Consider the following 17,782-nt stretch of genomic DNA (forward strand, 5'->3'; position numbering starts at 1 on the left):
CCGGACACCCCGTCAACCAAATTTCTCGCTTTTTCTGTCGGTTGCTTAACTATGCAGCGATTTCGCTGTTTTCTCGAGGGTTTTGCTCAAAATTACAGCCCACCGTTATCGCCTTCGCGGGGAACCCATTCACTTTTAATGGATGTTACATGGCGTGTGCCGGTAACTGAATACTCTCCGACAATATCCTGATCTTTTGGCGAAACGAGAGTGATGAACTCTCCTCTACCAAAATAACTCTCGACAGAACCGATAAGGCACTCCCCATTTACCCAGACAGGAATGGCTGCGACAGGTTCAGACGTATAGTTCCCTGCAATCCCTGAACTGTAATTGTCCGCGTCTTCCTGCAACGTACCGGCAGGGATTGGGCAGATTGGGGAAACGCCGTCGCTTGCCTGTTGGTTTTGTAAAAGAATGCTTTGCATTTTGTTCAGTTCGGTAATGAGCTTTGTTTTGTCTTTGGTATTCAATTTCGGGAGTAGGGGTTGTCCTTCTTCCCGTGGTTCGATTGAATTCATATCGTATTCATAGCGATAGTGGACGGCTACGACGGGAGCCTTCTCGTCTGGGCTAAATGGACGCAACAGATATAGCTTATCTTCATTATATAAGCCGTTGTACCAGAGAGCGTAAACCTTACCGTTGATGCGCACCCATTGGCTCCACTGGTTGGCGCCGCGCCCATTCTCCGAAAATAGCGCCCCGGGTACGCCAAAGTTATCGTCATCCTGTTTGCCATTAACGACGACGAAGGCATTATCACCGCGTTTGAGTACGCCGGTGTAGCTGAATAATCCTGTGCCACCAACGTAGCTGTTGATGATGAGATCGCGTTTACCGTCGTCATCCAGATCAATGAGCGTAAAGTTCACGCCTCCATTTTCCGAATCGACACTAAACGTTGTGCGGGAAAATGCCTGCCACTCATCATCGCTAATCTCAGGGGAGGGTTTCGCGGTTGGTTCTGTTGAGTCTTCAGCGTAAGAGATCCTGAAATCAGTGATTTGACCGATTAATGGAAACTGACTGGCGATTTTGCTCAGTTCTAAGCCCGGATCGCTTTTTTGCATGCTCTCTACGGCGCTACGTAGCGTTTTTAGGGCCGTGTTATCCGTGTCTACATCAGACTGAGAACGTACGATGCTAACGAACGTAGGGAGCGTCCAGACACCGCCAACAGAAAGGTTTCCTTGTCCGCCGCTGCGGTATTCGTCGCGCAAGGTGAAGTTGTTACCCTCCCAGACCCAGAGCTGAATGGGATCGCTGAAACGGGCTATCTCACCGTTCTCATATTCACTGGCATCACTCGTGATTAGTTTAGGCGAAGAAGTTAGTTCAGTATTGGTTAGCCAGAGGATGGTACGTGAGCTATCAAAGCATTCGGTTTGAATGAGTACATGTTGTTTATCCACCGGAATGCGGTAATAAATGCGTTCCTGACCCTCTTCCAGTTCGCGGCAATTCATCTCGGGAGTGACCCTAATTTGGGGTTCTATTTTTTGTCGCTGCGCGGTCGTTAATGGTTCCACGTCCGGCGTGCGGATGACGGGTTGGGTGATGATAAGTGGGGCAGGCTCATCGTTAAGCACATCATTACTGGTTTTATCTCCTGGATGCAGCACAGCGCTTTGGGTATTGATGCGTTTCTGGAATTCATCCATTTTCAGCAGCACAGCGCTCGAACCTGCATTAGAAAGCAGTAATCGTTCGCCATCTGCTGCAAACTCAATGGTATTGTCCTGACGTAAGGCGTCCAGAAACACCTTTCGCTGTTGGTAGTTGAGTTTAAAATATCCCTCTGCGGAAAACGTTAGCGCGCCTTGCTTTTGACCATCAATAAAAAGCGTGGCGTCTTTCAGGGAGGGTTGATTCGCCGTACGCTGTGCAAAAGCAACCTCGACATACACGCTGGTGTCGGGGCCAGCCGCACGTGTGAGCAGTACGCTTACCGCATGGTCACTATAACCTGCTGCCCGACAGGTACCCGTATTATCACACGCAACTTCCCAGTCTTTATGTGCAAACGAAAAACCGTTTAATGGATTGGCATACAGGGGGGCAGAGATAAAACCTGCGAGGAGAATGCAGTGCGCGAGACGCATATAATTCCTTTTAATATGTCGGTATTGCCGAAATTATATGCGGTTCACAAAAGTTACGAAATCCGAATTAAGTCAGCGCACCGCCCATACGGCACTGAGCAAAGCGCAGGATATCTTCAGCCAGACGGTGTGCCGTTTCGACATCAGCATGGCTACGATTCACCAGCATGCGGCTCAGACAGCCCTCCAGCACCAGTTCCATCTGTTTGGCGACCATTGCTGGGTCGTCAACTTCCAGCGTCGTCAGCAGCTCATGGGTGAAGTCATGTGCCGCCTTTTTTTGCTGATCGGCTAACTGATGGATCGGATGCCCGGGATCGGGGTAAAACGTACAGGAGGCGATAAACAGGCAGCCTGGATAGCGATTATTGCTCACGCATTCGGACAGCGCGGTGTAGCGTGCCAGTAATTTCTGTTCAGCGCTCAGGGTGTCATCCAGCAAAAGTTGACGCCGCCAGATATCCACCCGCTGGCTGAGGTAACGTAACGCATCGTACAGAATGGCCTCTTTGTCGGGCCAAAAGCGTTGTAGTTCATCAAGAGGATAATCGATACGTTCGGCCACCATTTCCAGTGTGGTATTGGCTATCCCTTGAACCTCAAGTAATTTCAGGGCTTCTCCCAGGACATCTTCACGTTGCACGGTATTCTCCTCCGTATTTCTTGTTGCAAGTGTCGCTCACGGTTGGCGATCGCGCAAATGTGCGCTGAAGGTCGCGGCATCCATAAAGCCGGTTACCCGAGCCTCCGGATGCTCTTTCCCCTCGGCGTCAAAGAACAAAATAGTCGGCAAACCTAAAACTTGTAGATGTTTCAGCAGAGCGACATCCTGGGCATTATTTGCAGTCACATCCGCCTGCAAAAGCACCGTGTCGCCTAGCGCTTGCTGAACCTGCTGATTGCTAAACGTATACTTCTCAAACTCCTTACAGGCCACGCACCAGTCAGCATACAGATCCAACATCACGGGCTTGCCTTTAGCTTGTGCCAGCGCCTGATTTAGCGCATCTACCGAAGCCACAGGCGTGAAGTTAAGGTGTGTCTGGGTTTGAGCTTGCGGCACGCCGAACGCCCAGTCCTGCAATGGCCGTACGCTTACCAGCGCTGCAGCTAACAGGATAATTTGCACGATGCGCATCCAGGCGTGCTTTGCCTGGAGGCTGGTGATAAATGCCCAGCTAAAGAATGCGACGCCCAACAGCGACCACAGGCGAACGCCCCAGTCGTCGCCAATGATGCGTTCGAGTAAGAAGACGGGGAGCGCCAGAATGACAAAGCCAAAAGCGGTTTTGACATGTTCCATCCATGGGCCGCTTTTAGGTAACAGACGATTACCGAATACGGTAATTAGCATCAGAGGTAATCCCATCCCCAGCGCGTACAGATACAGCGTGCCGCCTCCCAGCCACATGTTCCCGCTCTGAGCGATATACAGCAAAATCGCGCTTAGCGGGGCTGTTGTACAAGGAGAACAGATGAGGCCGGCAATCGCCCCCATCGCAAAGACGCTACCGGGGGAACCGCCTTGTTGACGGTTACTCATCAATGTAAGGCGTGTTTGCAGCGATGAAGGGAGCTGCAGCGTGAACAAGCCAAACATCGAAAGGGCCAGCAGCGTAAAGACCACGGCAAGGCCAATCAGGACGTAAGGATGCTGTAGCGCAGCCTGGAACTGCAATCCGGCGGCCGCAACAACCAGACCCAGCGCGGTATAAGTGAGCGCCATTCCCTGGACGTAGATAAACGTCAGCAGCAGCGCGCGTCCGGTTGATAAGCGTTGTTTGCCGCCCAGCACGATACCGGAAATCAGCGGATACATCGGCAATACGCAAGGTGTAAATGCGATGCCAATTCCGATTAGCAATGCCCACAGCGCAGAGAAGGGAAGCTGGGTTGCAGGTTGTGGTCTCTCTTGCAAAGTATCGGTGGCAGGCACTGGCGCAGGTGTCGCCCTGGTATTGGCAGACACTTCACTTAATGGCACCGTTTTAGTTTCAGGCGGATAGCAAAAACCGGCGTCGGCACAGCCTTGGTATGTGACCGTTAATGTTGCGCCAGATTTAGCCTGATTGACCGTGACCGGGATAGTCAATTGTTTACGGTAAATCTCACTTTTGCCATAAAACTCATCTTCATGCCAGACGCCTGGCGGTAGTTTTACCTCGGCGATATCGGCCTGAGATGGCGTAATGCTTATCTGTTTGCGATACAGATAGTAGCCATCTTTAACCTGCCATGAGAGGTTCAGATCGTGTTGGTTTTGCTGAAAATCAAAAACAAACGCCCGATCGGCAGGAACAAACTGCGAGCGGCCAGGCGCGTCAAATAATCCGGCAAAGGTAGATGTGCTGCACAGCAGCAGGATCAGCGTAAGGATGCGTTGAGCCATGAGCGGTAATCAAAGTCTCCGTGAGTGACGGGTAAAACCAGAAGTTCAGGCGTTTGGTATGGATGATGTGACTTCAGGCAATCGAGAAGGGCTTGCTGGTGTGTGACGGTGGTTTTTAAAATCATCTGGACTTCATATTCCTGCTCCAGCTTACCTTCCCAATAATAGAGGGAGGTCGCGCCAGGCAGCAGCGTCACGCAGGCAGCCAGCTTTTCCGCCAGCACTTTGGCGGCCAGATCCTGGGCGGTTGCTTCATCCGGGGCGGTACAGAGCACCACAACGGTATCGGGGATGGAAATATCCTGACTCTTTACATCAAGCATAAACACCTCGAAAGAACAGAGTAACCAGCTAAAGAGTGGTCACTATACAACGGACGAGGGAAGGATGTTAGTTAAAGCGGGATGATGAGGAGGAGGAACTGCAGGGCGCGAAGGCACCCTGCAGTAAAGTTTTACAGCATGAAGCTGCCCAGCAAGAAGCCGAAGCAGACAGCCAAAAGCACGCCCAGAGTACCCGGGATGAAGAACGGATGGTTAAAGACGAATTTACCGATGCGGGTTGTACCGGTGTCATCCATCTGCACCGCCGCAACCAGCGTTGGGTAGGTTGGCAGAATGAACAGGCCAGAAACAGCTGCGAAAGACGCAACAGCAGTCAGTGGGGAAACGTTCAGAGCCAGAGCCATCGGCATCAGTGCTTTAGCAGTTGCAGCCTGAGAGTACAGCAGCGCAGAAGCAAAGAAGAAGATGACAGCCAGCAACCACGGATGACCCTGAATTACGCTACCTGCAGTATCTTTGATCCAGTCAATGTTGTGAGATACGAAGGTATCACCCAGCCATGCAACACCCAGGATACAAATACAGGCGCTCATACCCGCTTTAAAGGTGCTGGAGTTCAGGATGGAGTCAGTTTCAACGCGGCAGACGATCGTAGTCAGCGTCGCGACGCTCAGCATGATGATCAGGATTGCGTTGGTGGTGTTCATCAGCGGTTTAGCGACCAGGCCGAGGCTTGGGCTGTTGATGATGGCGTATACAACTACGCAAATCACGCCCAGCAGGAACAACCAAACGGAGGTTTTCGCGCCAGCTTTGATTTCAACTTGTCTTTCACCACGCAGTTCAACCAAACCTTCTTCCAGACGCTTACGGTAAATCGGGTCGTCAGACAGTTTGGAGTTGAACAGCATCGTTACCAGGAAGGACATCACCAGAACGGCCAGCAGAGTGGACGGAATGACCACGGACAGCAGGTGAATGTAGCTGATGCCATGACCTTCCATTACGGAAGACATGTAAACCACAGCTGCGGAGATTGGCGACGCCGTAATCGCAATCTGTGCAGAAACCACTGCGGTAGAGAGCGGACGGCAAGGTTTGATACCTTGTTCCTTCGCGACTTCAGCGATAACCGGCAGAGTTGCCAGAGAGATGTTGCCGGTACCGGCAAAGATAGTCAGGAAATAGGTCACGATTGGTGCAAGGATCGTGATGTATTTCGGGTTTTTACGCAGCAGTTTTTCAGTTTGATGAACCAGATAGTCCAGACCACCGGCAATCTGCATGGCAGAGATGGCAGCGATAACCGCCATGATAATGGAAATAACATCGAACGGAATATTACCTGGTTTTACGCCAATAGCGGCAAGAACCAGAACACCCAGCCCACCTGCAAATCCAATACCGATACCCCCAAGTCTGGCACCTAAAAAGATTGCCAGCAAAACGATGATAAGTTCTAAAACTATCATATTAGCCTTCCTTGTTGTTTAACAAGTTGATATTAAATTGTTGTTTTTAAGTAACTTCGAGTAAGAAAAAAGGCACGTCATCATGACGTGCCTTCTCTGGTACTACCCTACACGATTACTGTTCGCTTTCATCAGTATAACGTTTTGCTTTATAAGCAGGGTGCATCAGGTTCTGTGCAGAGAAGATATCGTCCAGTTCAGACTCGGTCAACAGACCGCGTTCCAGGACAACTTCACGTACGCTCTTACCGGTTTCGGCACAAATTTTACCGACGATGTCGCCGTTGTGGTGACCGATGAACGGGTTGAGGTAAGTAACGATGCCGATGGAGTTGAATACAAACGCTTCACAGACTTCTTTGTTAGCAGTGATACCACTAACGCATTTTTCCAGCAGGTTGTAGCAAGCATTGCTCAGAATGTGAATGGATTCAAACATTGCCTGGCCAATGACCGGCTCCATTACGTTCAGCTGCAGCTGACCAGCTTCAGATGCCATAGTAACGGTGATGTCGTTACCGATGACTTTAAAGCAAACCTGGTTTACGACTTCTGGAACAACTGGGTTCACTTTTGCTGGCATGATAGAAGAACCAGCCTGCAGTTCCGGCAGGTTGATCTCGTTCAGACCAGCACGTGGGCCAGAGGAGAGCAAACGCAGGTCGTTACAGATTTTGGACATCTTAACAGCCAGACGTTTCAGTGCGCCGTGAACCATAACGTATGCGCCGCAGTCAGAAGTTGCTTCAATCAGGTCTTCTGCCGGAACACAGGCGAAGCCAGTGACTTCAGCCAGTTTCTGTACTGCCAGCGGGGAGTATTCTTTCGGCGTGTTCAGACCCGTACCGATTGCAGTTGCACCGAGGTTAACTTCCAGCAGCAGCTCAGCGGTACGGCTAATGTTTTTCACTTCTTCTTTCAACAGTACGCTGAAAGCATGGAATTCCTGACCGAGGGTCATCGGTACAGCATCCTGCAGCTGGGTACGGCCCATTTTCAGGATGTCCTGGAATTCAACAGCTTTTTGTTCGAAGCCTTCACGCAGCTGGTTCAGGGCATCGATCAGTTTGATGATGGATGCGTATACCGCGATACGGAAGCCAGTTGGGTAAGCGTCGTTGGTAGACTGACATTTGTTAACGTGGTCGTTCGGGTTCAGGTACTGATATTCACCTTTCTGGTGACCCATCAGTTCCAGACCGATATTGGCCAGCACTTCGTTGGTGTTCATGTTGACGGAGGTACCCGCACCACCCTGGTAAACATCTACCGGGAATTGATCCATGCATTTTCCGTTATTCAGGACTTCATCACACGCCGCGATGATGGCATTTGCCACACTCTTAGGAATGGTTTGCAGCTCTTTGTTGGCCATTGCCGCTGCCTTTTTAACCATTACCATACCGCGAACAAATTCAGGAATGTCGCTGATTTTGTTGTTGCTAATGTAGAAGTTTTCAATCGCTCTCAGAGTGTGAACACCGTAGTAGGCGTCCGCTGGAACTTCCCTGGTACCCAACAAGTCTTCTTCGATACGAATGTTGTTTAACATGTGAACCTTCTTTTTCAAGCTGCCAATGATTTGACTAAACACACAGGATATATGTGATTTCGATTGTTTCTCGACCGACGATTATCCCCTGCATCGGTCTGATACTCGAGATCATATGCTGGTTCAGGATTTCTACCGTAATCTGGATCACTTAAAGCGTGGAATTTACCCCTTATTTATTATTCTGTGAAATGGATCACCCCTTTAGGATTAATACTAAAAATAAGTGTACAAGCGACTTGAAATTTTGCTAACCACCTCAACATCTAATTGATGCGAGTCACATAATTCATCGGGCAGGCGTTGAAAAAAACGACTGTTATTGACAGGAGAACCCTTTGCGCTGGATACCATTACTTGCCATTTTTCTCTATGTTTACATAGAGATATCTATTTTTATTCAGGTTGCCCATGTCCTGGGTGTCCTGATGACGCTGATTTTGGTTATTTTTACGTCGGTTATCGGTATGTCTCTGGTTCGTAACCAGGGATTTAAAAACTTTTTACTGATGCAACAAAAAATGGCGGCTGGTGAAAGTCCGGCTGCAGAAATGATCAAGAGCGTGTCGCTGATCATTGCTGGTCTGCTGTTGGTACTGCCCGGTTTTTTCACCGATTTCCTCGGTCTTCTTCTTTTATTACCCCCGGTGCAAAAACATCTGACGATGAAACTGCTGCCGCATTTGCGTTTTTCGCGTATGCCGGGCGGTGGTTTTAGCGCCGGAACCGGTGGCGGTGAGACCTTTGATGGCGAATTTCAGCGCAAAGACGACGATCGCAACCGTATTGATCATAAAGACGATCCTCGGGATTAAGCATCAGTATGCGGGCCGGATAAGCGTGAGCACCATCCGGCAAAATGCTTATCTGCCGGATGACGGCGTCAACGTCGCCTTATCCGGCCTGCGGGGTAAAAACAGCCACAGCCCTGCCAGCATAATCAGCGCATACAGGCTCTTCCAGCCAACCATTGCCAACAGCAGCAGACACAGTAGACCGCCAATGACCGCCAGCATGCGATAATGCCCTTTCAGTAATCGACATCCCGCCAGCATGCACAGCAAATAAATCATAATAAAGATGCCGTTAGCATAGATGATTAACGCATCGAGATTGATTTTCAGCATATAGATGCACAACGTACTGATCACGCAGCAGCCCAATACGGCGTTTAGCGCATTGCGCGGAAGGTGACGGGGTGACAGACGCGCCAGATGACTTTCCGGCTTATATTGCGCTTGCGACCAGACCAGCCGGGCGAAACTTTGAATATAAATGTTGAGACTGGCAAAACAGGCCAGATAACCAATGATGCAGGCGACCCACAGTGCCTGTACGCCAAATAACTGCACGACGATCTCTGGCAGTGAGGCCGCCGCCGCCATTTGCTCACCGTAGGCGCCAAAATGAAGCACGACGACGGTGCATGCCCAATAAACAGAGCCCGCCAACAGCAAGCCGATCATCAGCGCGCGCGGGAAATCCCGCTCCGGGTTTTTGAATTCAGATGCCAGATGGGCAAACGCTTCAAGGCCAACAAAACACCAGAACATCACCGACAGCGCGGCGAACAGTCCGGGGAGCTCAATCTCGGTTATCGCAGGGAAGGGGATTTCGCCAGGTTTCACATCGCCTGCCCACCAGATGGCGACAATGAGGGCAACAATCAATCCGGCAATGACCGTTTGCAGATTAGCGCTAGAGCTGGCACCGTGGGAGCCGATATACCAAACCAATGCCAGCGTACCGAGCTCTGCCAACAGAAGCTGTTCGTCATGCCAGCCAAACATCGCCTGACCAAATCCGGCGGCAATATGTAATGCCGCAGGCAAGCCGACGGGAATCACCGACAAAAATAGCCATCCGGTGACGCGCTCCAGGCGTGAGCCAAAGGCCATACCAACAAAATGCGCCACGCCACCCGCGCTGGGAAAATGACGACCCAGTACGGCAAAGACAATCGCCACGGGAAAGACTAAAACAATCAGCACCGGCCAGGCCCACAGGCTGTTGTTGCCAGCCACCAGCGCGGCTAGCGCAGGGACGGCGAAAACGCCTGTACCTAGCAATGATGTCGACAACAGGCCAATGCCCTGAGCCAGTCCCAGCTCTTGTTTCAGTCCGCTCATAAGTTGTTATCCGGTTATGCCCATTGACCGGGCTACAGCGCAGATTTTTGATGGTATCACAATCGTATTTGCTTATGACGACGTGACTGAAATCGTTATAAAATGTGATGCGCGTCGGCGTTTTGACGGAATTTTCTGCTGATATAAATTTTTTTTCGCTTGCCCCCTTGAAGGTACAAAGCCCCATCCCCATTTCTCTGGTCACTAGCCGGGAAACCGTTCACGGGCCGGCGTCACCCATAACTGATAAAGACTTTCTCAAAGGAGAGCTATCAATGAGTATTCGTCCGTTACATGATCGTGTGATCGTCAAACGTAAAGAAGTTGAATCTAAATCTGCTGGCGGCATCGTACTGACCGGTTCTGCAGCAGGTAAATCAACTCGTGGCGAAATCATCGCTGTCGGTAAGGGCCGCATCCTGGACAACGGTACCGTACAGCCGCTGGACGTTAAAGTCGGCGATATCGTTATTTTCAACGATGGCTACGGTGTTAAATCTGAGAAGATCGACAATGAAGAAGTGTTGATCATGTCTGAAAGTGACATCCTGGCAATTGTTGAAGCCTAATCCGCGAACGACACTGAACATACGAATTTAAGGGAAAGAGAAAATGGCAGCTAAAGACGTAAAATTCGGTAACGACGCTCGTGTGAAAATGCTGCGCGGCGTAAACGTACTGGCAGATGCAGTGAAAGTTACCCTCGGTCCAAAAGGCCGTAACGTAGTTCTGGATAAATCTTTCGGTGCACCGACCATCACTAAAGATGGTGTTTCCGTAGCCCGTGAAATCGAACTGGAAGACAAGTTCGAAAACATGGGGGCGCAGATGGTGAAAGAAGTTGCCTCTAAAGCGAACGACGCTGCAGGCGACGGTACCACCACCGCAACCGTACTGGCGCAGTCTATCATCACTGAAGGTCTGAAAGCCGTTGCTGCGGGCATGAACCCGATGGATCTGAAACGTGGTATCGACAAAGCTGTCGCTGCTGCCGTTGAAGAACTGAAAGCACTGTCCGTACCGTGCTCTGACTCTAAAGCTATTGCTCAGGTTGGTACTATCTCCGCTAACTCCGACGAAACCGTAGGTAAACTGATCGCTGAAGCGATGGACAAAGTCGGTAAAGAAGGCGTGATCACCGTTGAAGACGGTACCGGTCTGCAGGACGAACTGGACGTGGTTGAAGGTATGCAGTTCGACCGTGGTTACCTGTCTCCTTACTTCATCAACAAGCCGGAAACTGGCGCAGTAGAACTGGAAAGCCCGTTCATCCTGCTGGCTGACAAGAAAATCTCCAACATCCGCGAAATGCTGCCGGTGCTGGAAGCAGTAGCAAAAGCCGGTAAACCACTGCTGATCATCGCTGAAGATGTTGAAGGCGAAGCGCTGGCAACTCTGGTTGTTAACACTATGCGCGGTATCGTGAAAGTCGCGGCGGTTAAAGCGCCTGGCTTCGGCGACCGTCGTAAAGCGATGCTGCAGGATATCGCTACCCTGACCGGTGGTACTGTTATCTCTGAAGAGATCGGTATGGAGCTGGAAAAAGCAACTCTGGAAGATCTGGGTCAGGCGAAACGCGTTGTTATCAACAAAGACACCACCACCATCATTGATGGCGTGGGTGACGAAGCTGCAATCCAGGGTCGCGTGACTCAGATTCGTCAGCAGATCGAAGAAGCAACTTCCGACTACGACCGTGAAAAACTGCAGGAGCGCGTAGCGAAACTGGCAGGCGGCGTTGCGGTTATCAAAGTTGGTGCTGCGACTGAAGTTGAAATGAAAGAGAAGAAAGCCCGCGTTGAAGATGCCCTGCACGCGACTCGTGCTGCGGTAGAAGAAGGCGTGGTTGCTGGTGGTGGTGTTGCGCTGATTCGCGTAGCGTCTAAGATTGCCGGTCTGAAAGGTCAGAACGAAGACCAGAACGTAGGTATCAAAGTTGCGCTGCGCGCAATGGAATCTCCGCTGCGTCAAATCGTACTGAACTGCGGCGAAGAGCCGTCTGTAGTGGCTAACACCGTGAAAGCGGGTGACGGTAACTACGGTTACAACGCTGCAACTGAAGAATACGGTAACATGATCGACATGGGTATCCTGGATCCAACCAAAGTAACGCGTTCAGCTCTGCAGTACGCGGCTTCTGTTGCGGGTCTGATGATCACCACCGAGTGCATGGTTACTGACCTGCCGAAAGGCGATGCGCCTGACTTAGGTGCTGCTGGTGGTATGGGCGGCATGGGTGGAATGGGCGGCATGATGTAATTTAATCTTCATACTTCAAGCCGCAGGTTCATTGGCTGCGTTCGTTTACCCCAGTCACTTACTCATGTAAGCACTGGGGGATTCAGAACCTGCCGCCTGCCTGCAACTTGAATTATTTGATTAAATACGTATCTCGCGAAAAATGAGAAACCCTCGGGCAGAAATGTCCGGGGGTTTTTCTTTTGGTCATCTTTTTAGTATATGATTCAGCTACGGACATAACGTCCAGCTCATTGATTATGGGGAATGACATGCACGTGAAATATTTAGCAGGGATCGTTGGTGCCGCGCTACTGATGGCGGGTTGTAGCTCCAGCAACGAACTGAGTTCAGCCGGGCAAAGCGTACGCTTCGTCGAAGAGAAGCCTGGCGCAGAGTGTCAACTGATTGGCACTGCAACCGGTACGCAAAGCAACTGGCTTTCTGGCCAGCACGGCGAAGAGGGTGGCTCTATGCGTGGCGCAGCAAACGATCTGCGTAACCAGGCTGCGGCAATGGGTGGTAACGTGATTTATGGCGTCAGCAGCCCATCACAGGGAATGCTGTCCAGCTTTGTTCCTACTGCCAGTGAAATGACTGGGCAGGTTTATAAGTGCCCAAATTGATAAATACTGTTGATGCCTGATGGCGACGCTACAACGTCTTATCAGGCCTACGATACAAATTCGTCGGCCTGATAAGCGCAGAAACATCAGGCATTTTGAGCGTTATGCACAGACTGAGCGCGTAAATGATGCAGCGCGCGCAGGCACTGATCCTGATTGAGCTTTTGCGCCTTATCACCCGTCAACGTTCTGACAAACACCTGGCACGGTACACCAGCAAGCTTTTTCAGCCGTGGGCTGAAATCGAGAAGACGGCGAGTAATGGCTTCGGCCTCTTTGCTGCCGGAAGGGGCGCGAGTTTTTACTACCGAACCACAGAACTGGGCTTTTCCTTGATCATCCGTATAGCGGTAAATAATCGCCAGATAATGATTAAACAGGCTTTGTTTCCATTCCGGGTGCGTATAAGAGTCGTATTCCAGATTGTCGTTTGCCCGGCAATCAACATCGTACAGCGGCAGGAAATCCAGCAGCGATGTAATTCGTAGCGCTAATTCCCGCATGCCAGCATTATTTATTGCATGAATAACAGCATGGATCAGCACCCGAATCTGTAGTTCATTAATCAGTAATTCACACGTTTGTCCATCATGCAGTGTCAGAGAAAATGTTAAGTTTTCGCCTTTGTCATCCACTAACATCAGCGAATTTATGCGACGATTAATGTCGGCATTTTTTAGCTCATCTTCCTGAATCAAAGGAATATTTTCGTGCATCTTTTGGCTGACTTTATCGCATTCCTTCTCATATTGCGCATGCTCTGCTTCGCTAAGCTTATGTTTGACGGATAGCCTGCTTTCCAGGGCGATAAGCAGATCTCTTAGCCCAAGCGGAGAAAGAAAAAATAACGACGCTTTATTCCTTGGTTCTTTTATCTTTAATGCTAAAGCAATAAATTCATTCTTTTGACGAATAACACCGGTATTGATGCCCTTAATACTTATAGCCATAAAAGGTTCTCCCTAACCATATATTTATTAATATTCTGGATTTTGCTCTAATTATACAAATTATGAATTAATGACTTTATAGCGCTAATTAAAATAGCACAGATTAAAAGCGTGGCTCCACTTGTGAGGATTTAAATAATAAGTAATCGTGGTGAGTGTCCGGAATCGGACACTCAATAATGGTTATTGTTGGCGTAGTTGCAGATCCAACGGCGTTTTACTTGGCTCTCCGCCAATTTCACGCGCCAGTTTGGGGACCATATAGCCGGAAACCAACGTCAGCAGTTCACGCATAATGTGACGTGCCTCATCGTCGCTGACCATAAAGTGGGCGGCACCTTGCACTTTGTCCAGCACGTGCAGGTAATAGGGCATCACCCCCGCATCAAACAGGGCGTTGCTCAGGTTCGCCAGCGTTTGTGCGTTATCGTTCACGCCACGCAGCAAAACGCTTTGGTTGAGTAGCGTGACGCCAGCGGTACGCAGTCGGACCATCGCCTGGTGAAACGCCTCATCGACCTCATTGGCGTGGTTAATGTGGTTGACCAGCAGAACCTGCAGGGAGGAGCGCGCAAAGCGCTGGACCAGTCCTTCAGTAATGCGCGCGGGGATCACAATCGGCAAACGGCTGTGAATGCGCAGACGCTTAATGTGCGGGATGGCTTCCAGTTGCGTGAGTAACCAGTCCAGTTCATGGTCCTTGGCCATTAGCGGATCACCACCGGAGAAGATAATCTCATCCAGCTCAGGATGCGCGCTAATGTAGTCCAGGGCGACCTGCCAGTTGCGCTTATTGCCCTGGTTTTCGGCATACGGGAAGTGTCGGCGGAAGCAATAGCGACAATTTACCGCGCAACCGCCTTTAACCAACAACAGCGCCCGATTGCGATATTTATGCAGCAAACCGGGGACCACGCTGTGCTGTTCTTCCAGCGGATCGGTCGAGTAGCCAGGTGCAGCAACAAACTCTTCCTGGGAAGTAATTACCTGACGCAAAAGCGGATCGTCCGGATTGCCTTTTTCCATACGAGCAATAAAGGCGCGCGGTACGCGCAGGGCGAAAAGTCGTCTCGCGTCGCGTCCGGCCAACAGTTTTTCATCTGCGTCTATATTCAAAAGATGCAGAAGTTCATCAGGATCGGTCACAACATCGGCAAGTTGCGATAACCAATCTTCTCTGGATGGGGTATTTAGGGTTACAATATGCGCCATTTTGTGGCTTAGCTACCAGTTAACAATTTTCAGAGGGCCTTATGGCAACGTACTATAGCAACGATTTTCGTGCTGGTCTTAAAATCATGTTGGACGGCGAACCTTATGCGGTTGAAGCCAGCGAATTCGTTAAACCAGGTAAAGGCCAGGCATTTGCGCGCGTTAAGCTGCGTCGCCTGCTGACCGGTACTCGCGTAGAGAAAACCTTCAAGTCTACCGATTCCGCTGAAGGCGCAGACGTAGCCGACATGAACCTGACCTTCCTGTATAGCGACGGTGAGTTCTGGCACTTTATGAATAACACCACTTTCGAACAGCTGGCTGCAGACGAGAAAGCGGTAGGCGATAACGCTAAATGGCTGCTGGACCAGGCTGAATGCATCGTGACCCTGTGGAACGGTCAGCCGATCTCCGTCACTCCGCCAAACTTCGTTGAGCTGGAAGTCGTTGAAACTGACCCAGGTCTGAAAGGCGATACCGCTGGTACTGGCGGCAAACCGGCTACTCTGTCTACTGGCGCAGTCGTTAAAGTTCCGCTGTTCGTACAGATCGGTGAAGTGATCAAAGTGGATACTCGCTCCGGCGAATACGTTTCTCGCGTAAAATAAGATATCTATTTGATCTTATGGCGCAGGTTGCTGCGCCATACTTTTTCCAGGGCAGGAATGATGAAACGTCTTCTCAGTCTTGTAATGCTCATCCTTTTCACCAGCACTCTCCTGGCGGGTTGTAATACCGCGCGCGGCTTCGGTGAAGACATCAAACATCTTGGCAATTCAATCTCTCACGCCGCCAGCTAACACTCTCTCATAGTCTTAAAAACGGTTGTTTATCCATCACACTTGCGGATCTTGTCTATTATTAATGAGCTATACACAAACAATATTGGCTAGAAAAGGAAGACGTTATGGTTAAAAAGACAATTGCTGCGATCTTTTCTGTGTTGGTTCTTTCTTCAGTGTTGACTGCGTGCAATACCACGAAAGGTGTTGGGCAGGATATCTCTGAAGGCGGTAGCGCAATCTCTGGTGCAGCGACAAAAGCTCAACAATAATCATGAACGGTACGACGTCACGTCGTACCGTTAATTCCCCTTCCCGGGGAGTGAGAGAAACGGCGAGAAGCGGTTCCCCATGTGCAGTTTCATGCGGATATTCCGTTTATAGGTGTAGACCGTCTTGCCATGAATGCTGAGTGCGGCGGCTATCGCATTGTTACTCACACCATCCATCCACATCGACAATACTTTCTCCTCCTGCGGCGTAAGCAGCGGAGTCGCGTTTTCGGCTATTTCTAATGTGGGGCGAAGCTGTAGCGCCTCCTGAATCGTGTGTGAGAGCGCGTTCAGCGTGGTGTGCTTGGTTAAGACCGAATAGGCGACGGATTGAGAGGAAGCCATTGAGGTGTGCTGTCTTTCAACTGATTGCAGTAAAATCAGCGGGATGACGCCGCAGCTCATGAAAAAGGGTTTAATTGGCGGACTGGTATGCGTCTCGCTAATAAAACTGTATAAATCCGCGATCACCAGATGCGGCTTCCACTGCAAAATATGCTCTTTTGCTAACAGGAGATTATTGATCCCTGACACAAGAAATGAGGAGCTGAACCTGCCAGAATGATTAAGCAAGGCCTCAATCCCTGTGCGGGTAAAGTGGCACCGGTCAATCACTAAAATTTTAAGCATAACTTTTTCGCATTCAGAAGAGAGGCAATCGACTTTCTGGATTCAGAAAGCCCTTCATCATAGAGAACTCCGATGAGTGCCAAATGCGGGAACTACGCCGCTAATTATGCTTAATTCTTGCTTTTAGCGGGCAGCGAATAAAAAGGTTGAAATTCATTTTCTCTCGGGCAAAAATGCCATTTCACACATCAGCTTTGCAGGACGACCTGCAAACGCTTCTTTCACCGGGGACGGCCCCATTGTTCTGGAGCCTGATATGTCCTGGATCTTTTTATTAATTGCAGGTCTGCTCGAAGTTGTCTGGGCGATTGGCCTGAAATATACCCACGGTTTTACGCGTTTGACGCCAAGCATTATCACTATTGTGGCAATGATTGTCAGTATCGCCATGCTCTCCTGGGCAATGCGTACGTTGCCTGTAGGAACCGCCTATGCAGTATGGACCGGTATCGGCGCAGTCGGGGCGGCCATTACAGGGATTCTGCTGCTGGGTGAATCTGCCAGCCCGGCGCGGTTACTGAGCCTCGGGCTGATTGTTGCCGGTATTATTGGCCTCAAGCTGAGCACCCACTAAGCGCCAGGCTGTTTTACCCAAATCAGCTTATTCACCTCAAACCCTTCCCGGGTCGCGATGGCCAGCATTTGCTGTTTCATTTCATCTGAAATAGTAGGGGTCCGTGAAAGGATCCACAGGTAGTCGCGATCCGGCCCGCAAACCAGCGCGTGACGATATTCCCTGTCGAGGGCAATCACGTTATACCCGCCATAAAAGGGGCCAAAAAACGAGACCTTGAGCGCAGCGCGGTTTGGGTCGCCAGTGAAGTAGGCTTTCCCCTCCGTTTTCTGCCACATTCCTCTGTCCGGGTTATAGCCCTTGTTAATAACATTGATACCGCCGTCGTCGCGCAGGCTGTAGGTAGCAGTCACTTTTTCCAGTCCGCGCTCGAATCGATGGTCGAAACGCGCAATTTCATACCAGGTGCCCAGATAGCGTTTGGCATCAAAGTTATTTACTACGGTAACACCTTTCGGGGGGGTTGGGGTGCTGCAAGCGACAACCAGAAATGCAGCCGTAACTGCAGCAACGACGGGCAGAATGCGCATGGGATTTTCCTTGCTGGATTTTTGTTAAGTGTAGATG

The 17,782-nt window shown here is 50.3% G+C and carries 19 protein-coding genes; 8 read left to right on the plus strand and 11 right to left on the minus strand.

What is annotated here, in order from left to right; translation table 11 throughout:
• Nucleotides 1-92 precede the first annotated feature (92 nt).
• The 6 genes from OGV75_RS09215 to aspA all read right to left on the minus strand — a co-directional run bounded on the left by OGV75_RS09215 (nt 93) and on the right by aspA (nt 7,802).
• On the minus strand, nt 93-2,105 hold the full coding sequence (locus OGV75_RS09215) for a DUF1176 domain-containing protein (RefSeq protein WP_286480582.1): 2,013 nt from the start codon (nt 2,103-2,105) through the stop codon (nt 93-95).
• Nucleotides 2,106-2,172: 67 nt separating this feature from the next.
• Nucleotides 2,173-2,748 carry a transcriptional regulator gene (locus tag OGV75_RS09220; RefSeq protein WP_286480583.1) on the minus strand — a complete coding sequence of 192 codons (576 nt, stop codon included), beginning with the start codon at nt 2,746-2,748 and terminating at the stop codon, nt 2,173-2,175.
• Nucleotides 2,749-2,784: 36 nt separating this feature from the next.
• Entirely contained in the window at nt 2,785-4,494 is a 1,710-nt protein-coding gene (locus tag OGV75_RS09225; protein ID WP_286480584.1) for a protein-disulfide reductase DsbD, read from the minus strand.
• On the minus strand, nt 4,470-4,817 hold the full coding sequence (gene cutA, locus OGV75_RS09230) for a divalent cation tolerance protein CutA (protein ID WP_003025447.1): 348 nt from the start codon (nt 4,815-4,817) through the stop codon (nt 4,470-4,472). The genes OGV75_RS09225 and cutA overlap by 25 nt, the downstream gene beginning before the upstream one ends.
• A 131-nt stretch (nt 4,818-4,948) precedes the next feature.
• Nucleotides 4,949-6,250: an anaerobic C4-dicarboxylate transporter DcuA gene (gene dcuA, locus OGV75_RS09235; RefSeq protein WP_016151387.1), complete on the minus strand. Its 1,302-nt coding sequence runs from the start codon at nt 6,248-6,250 to the stop codon at nt 4,949-4,951.
• A 115-nt stretch (nt 6,251-6,365) separates the two neighbouring features.
• A complete protein-coding gene (gene aspA, locus OGV75_RS09240; protein WP_016151388.1) occupies nt 6,366-7,802 on the minus strand; it encodes an aspartate ammonia-lyase in 1,437 nt (478 codons plus the stop codon).
• 338 nt (nt 7,803-8,140) lie between these two features.
• Here aspA and OGV75_RS09245 point away from each other — a divergent pair, with 338 nt between their 5' ends.
• Nucleotides 8,141-8,617, plus strand: coding sequence for an FxsA family protein (locus tag OGV75_RS09245; RefSeq protein ID WP_016151389.1), 477 nt, complete (start codon nt 8,141-8,143; stop codon nt 8,615-8,617).
• 48 nt (nt 8,618-8,665) lie between these two features.
• Here the strand turns inward: OGV75_RS09245 and yjeH are convergent, their stop codons facing one another.
• On the minus strand, nt 8,666-9,931 hold the full coding sequence (yjeH, locus tag OGV75_RS09250; protein ID WP_019078188.1) for an L-methionine/branched-chain amino acid transporter: 1,266 nt from the start codon (nt 9,929-9,931) through the stop codon (nt 8,666-8,668).
• A gap of 275 nt (nt 9,932-10,206) precedes the next feature.
• On the opposite strand from yjeH, the gene OGV75_RS09255 reads away from it, so the two are divergent.
• The 3 genes from OGV75_RS09255 to OGV75_RS09265 all read left to right on the plus strand — a co-directional run bounded on the left by OGV75_RS09255 (nt 10,207) and on the right by OGV75_RS09265 (nt 12,795).
• Nucleotides 10,207-10,500, plus strand: a complete 294-nt coding sequence (locus OGV75_RS09255) for a co-chaperone GroES (protein WP_000027827.1) — start codon at nt 10,207-10,209, stop codon at nt 10,498-10,500.
• Between the two features lie 43 nt (nt 10,501-10,543).
• Complete coding sequence (gene groL / locus OGV75_RS09260; RefSeq protein WP_003025464.1) at nt 10,544-12,190, plus strand: chaperonin GroEL; 1,647 nt, start codon at nt 10,544-10,546, stop codon at nt 12,188-12,190.
• A 251-nt stretch (nt 12,191-12,441) separates the two neighbouring features.
• Nucleotides 12,442-12,795, plus strand: coding sequence for a DUF4156 domain-containing protein (locus OGV75_RS09265; RefSeq protein WP_016151391.1), 354 nt, complete (start codon nt 12,442-12,444; stop codon nt 12,793-12,795).
• 86 nt (nt 12,796-12,881) lie between these two features.
• On the opposite strand, the gene yjeJ is transcribed toward OGV75_RS09265, so the two are convergent.
• Nucleotides 12,882-13,745 (minus strand): YjeJ family protein, encoded by an 864-nt coding sequence (yjeJ, locus tag OGV75_RS09270; protein WP_286480586.1) that lies wholly within the window; start codon nt 13,743-13,745, stop codon nt 12,882-12,884.
• A gap of 183 nt (nt 13,746-13,928) precedes the next feature.
• Entirely contained in the window at nt 13,929-14,957 is a 1,029-nt protein-coding gene (gene epmB / locus OGV75_RS09275; protein WP_286480587.1) for an EF-P beta-lysylation protein EpmB, read from the minus strand.
• Nucleotides 14,958-14,998: 41 nt separating this feature from the next.
• On the opposite strand from epmB, the gene efp reads away from it, so the two are divergent.
• From efp to ecnB, 3 genes are all read left to right on the plus strand, one after another.
• Nucleotides 14,999-15,565 carry an elongation factor P gene (gene efp / locus OGV75_RS09280; protein WP_003025478.1) on the plus strand — a complete coding sequence of 189 codons (567 nt, stop codon included), beginning with the start codon at nt 14,999-15,001 and terminating at the stop codon, nt 15,563-15,565.
• Between the two features lie 57 nt (nt 15,566-15,622).
• Entirely contained in the window at nt 15,623-15,757 is a 135-nt protein-coding gene (ecnA, locus tag OGV75_RS09285; RefSeq protein ID WP_016151394.1) for a lipoprotein antitoxin entericidin A, read from the plus strand.
• 107 nt (nt 15,758-15,864) lie between these two features.
• Nucleotides 15,865-16,011: a lipoprotein toxin entericidin B gene (gene ecnB, locus OGV75_RS09290; RefSeq protein WP_016151395.1), complete on the plus strand. Its 147-nt coding sequence runs from the start codon at nt 15,865-15,867 to the stop codon at nt 16,009-16,011.
• A 30-nt stretch (nt 16,012-16,041) separates the two neighbouring features.
• Here the strand turns inward: ecnB and OGV75_RS09295 are convergent, their stop codons facing one another.
• A complete protein-coding gene (locus OGV75_RS09295; RefSeq protein WP_046275848.1) occupies nt 16,042-16,641 on the minus strand; it encodes a helix-turn-helix transcriptional regulator in 600 nt (199 codons plus the stop codon).
• Nucleotides 16,642-16,897: 256 nt separating this feature from the next.
• On the opposite strand from OGV75_RS09295, the gene sugE reads away from it, so the two are divergent.
• Entirely contained in the window at nt 16,898-17,215 is a 318-nt protein-coding gene (sugE, locus tag OGV75_RS09300; protein WP_286480588.1) for a quaternary ammonium compound efflux SMR transporter SugE, read from the plus strand.
• Here sugE and OGV75_RS09305 read toward each other — a convergent pair.
• Complete coding sequence (locus OGV75_RS09305; RefSeq protein WP_103766922.1) at nt 17,212-17,745, minus strand: lipocalin family protein; 534 nt, start codon at nt 17,743-17,745, stop codon at nt 17,212-17,214. The genes sugE and OGV75_RS09305 overlap by 4 nt on opposite strands.
• Nucleotides 17,746-17,782 lie beyond the last annotated feature (37 nt).

The sequence above is a fragment of the Citrobacter sp. Cb028 genome, from assembly GCF_030336705.1.
Lineage (GTDB): Bacteria > Pseudomonadota > Gammaproteobacteria > Enterobacterales > Enterobacteriaceae > Citrobacter > Citrobacter braakii.